The organism is Mesorhizobium sp. M7A.F.Ca.US.005.03.2.1, from assembly GCF_003997795.1.
GTDB classification, from domain to species: domain Bacteria; phylum Pseudomonadota; class Alphaproteobacteria; order Rhizobiales; family Rhizobiaceae; genus Mesorhizobium; species Mesorhizobium ciceri.
In genome coordinates this window covers 1-1,869 of the sequence record NZ_RZRP01001058.1, presented here as the reverse complement: position 1 = coordinate 1,869, position 1,869 = coordinate 1, and the positions used below count along the sequence as shown (strand labels likewise).

At 65.8% G+C, this 1,869-nt stretch carries 2 protein-coding genes; both read left to right on the top strand.

Translation table 11 applies throughout. The annotated features are described in order from the left end of the window. Nucleotides 1–51: 51 nt before the first annotated feature. A complete protein-coding gene (locus EN991_RS34545; protein ID WP_024501859.1) occupies nucleotides 52–897 on the top strand; it encodes an ABC transporter permease in 846 nt (281 codons plus the stop codon). 3 nt (nucleotides 898–900) lie between these two features. Further along, the coding region (locus tag EN991_RS34540) for an ABC transporter ATP-binding protein (protein WP_245461160.1) at nucleotides 901–1,869 on the top strand (969 nt) is incomplete at its 3' end.

Genomic DNA, 1,869 nt, shown 5'->3' with positions numbered 1-1,869 from the left:
CCTTATCACCGACATACTCTATGTCGTGGCCAATCCGCGCGTGAGGTTGAGCTGATGGCGGTCGTCGTCACCAAGTCCCGCTCCTCGACGGTTCCCGAATGGCTGACCGCGCCATTGGTCATCGGCACGGTCGTCATCCTGTTCTGGCTGTTCATGACGGTATTCGCCAACCTGGTTGTGCAGTTCGATCCGCTCGAAATGGTCGCACGCCGGCTTCAGGCGCCAAGCTGGGCGCATTGGCTGGGTACCGACGCACTCGGCCGCGATGTGCTGGCCCGCACTCTGCACGGGGCCGCGCATTCGCTGCCGATCGCGGTTCTGGTCGTCGTCTCTGCAGTGATCATAGGCTCGCTGCTCGGCGCCATTTCCGGCTTCGTCGGCGGATTGACCGGCGCGGCGATCATGCGGCTTGTCGACGTCACTCTGTCCTTTCCGCCGATGCTGCTGGCCATGGCCGTCGCGGCGTCGCTCGGACCAGGCCTCGGCAATGCCGCCATAGCCATGGTGCTCGTCTGGTGGCCCGTCTACGCCCGGCTGATGCGGGCGCAGGTATTGGAGGTGAAGGAGCGCGAGCATGTCGAGGCGGCAATCGCCGCCGGCGCCAGGCCGCGGCGCGTGCTGTTCACGCACATATTGCCGCTTTGCTGGACCCCGGTGCTGATCAGCGCAACCATGGATCTCGGCCAGGTCGTGCTGCTTGCCGCGTCGCTCAGCTTCATCGGCCTCGGCGCCACGCCGCCGACACCCGAATGGGGCTCGATGATCTCCGATGGCGCCGTTCATTTCTATCAATGGTGGATCGCCTTCGGTCCCGGCGTCGCCATCCTCACCATCGTGCTCGGCTTTAACTTCATAGGCGACGGCTTGCGCGACATTCTCGATCCAAGGTCGGACTAGGCGATGAGCGCACAGATTTCCTCAGCGCCACCGGGCGCAGTCGACAAGGTGGGCGAGCGCGAGCCGCTGCTGTCCATACGCGGTCTGCGGGTCGGGTTCCGCAAGGCCGGCAGTCAGTTCGAAGCGGTTCGCGGGATCGACCTCGACGTCGCCAAGGGCGAAGTGGTCGGCATTGTCGGTGAGTCCGGCTCGGGCAAGTCCGTCGGCATGCTCGCCGCGCTCGGCCTCACGTCAAAGAACGCGGTGGTCACCGGCTCGGTCCGCTTCAACGGCGACGAACTGGTCGGCAAACCGGCGCGCGAGATGCGCAAGATCAGGGGCGCGCGCATCGCCATGATTTTTCAGGACCCGCTGTCCTCGCTCAATCCGGTGATGACCGTCGGCGCCCAGATTGCCGAGGCGGTCAGGCTGCATCAGCGCGTGACACGCAAACAGGCGATGGCGCGCGCGGTCGAATTGCTCCATCTGGTGGCGATCCCGCAGCCGGAGCGCCGGGTCAACCAGTATCCGCATGAATTCTCCGGCGGCATGCGCCAACGCGCGGTTATCGCCATGGCCGTCGCCAACGATCCTGACCTGTTGATTGCCGACGAACCGACCACGGCGCTCGATGTCACGGTGCAGGCACAGATCCTGGCCGTGCTGCGCTCGCTGCAGGAACGGCTCGGCCTCGGCCTGGTGCTGATCACCCATGATCTCGGCGTCGTCGCCGGCCATGCCGACCGCGTCGCGGTCGTCTATTCCGGCCGTGTCGTCGAACAGGCAGGCGTATCCGAGCTGTTCGCCGATCCGCGCCATCCTTACACGCGTGGCCTGATCGCCTCGATCCCCAACCTCGAGGAAAGCCGCGAGCGGCTGTTCTCGATCGACGGTTCGCCGCCCGCACTTGGGCGCTTGCCGGGCGGCTGCGCCTTCTATCCGCGCTGCATTTATGCCGCGGCACGCTGCCGGACCGAGGACCCGCCTTTGCAC